Raw genomic sequence first — 404 nt, 5'->3', positions numbered from 1 at the left:
CAAAAAGCAATGTGCATTTTCATTATGAAGAAGTAAAGAGTATCGGTAATGAAAATGGTAAAGCAGTATTGACATTGCCTTCCGGAAAGATCACCGCCGATTATATATTCAATAGTATCTTATTCCAAGAACCCAAAGTAGCAGCTCATGAATACATGCTATTGCAACATTTCAAAGGCTGGGTCATTGAAACACTAACACCTGTATTTAATCCGGGTAAAGCTACTTTTATGGATTTCAGGGTGTCGCAGGAAGAAGGTACAACATTCATGTATGTATTACCGATGACTGAAAAAAAAGCATTGGTGGAATATACTTTGTTCACTGAAAAAATATTGCCACAGGAAAAGTATGAGGAGGAACTGGTGCAATATCTTTCTCAGTACCTCGATATAGAAACATTT

1 protein-coding gene is annotated in these 404 nt (G+C 36.4%); it reads left to right on the top strand.

What is annotated here, in order from left to right; all coding sequences use genetic code 11:
* Window positions 1-404: lycopene cyclase family protein (locus CS062_RS25655; protein ID WP_199174397.1), on the top strand; the 404-nt coding region annotated here is incomplete at both ends.

Source organism: Roseateles chitinivorans (assembly GCF_002761755.1).
GTDB lineage: Bacteria > Pseudomonadota > Gammaproteobacteria > Burkholderiales > Burkholderiaceae_C > Roseateles > Roseateles chitinivorans.
Note: the sequence above shows the minus strand (reverse complement) of the source record. Positions and strands in the feature narration are given on the sequence as shown.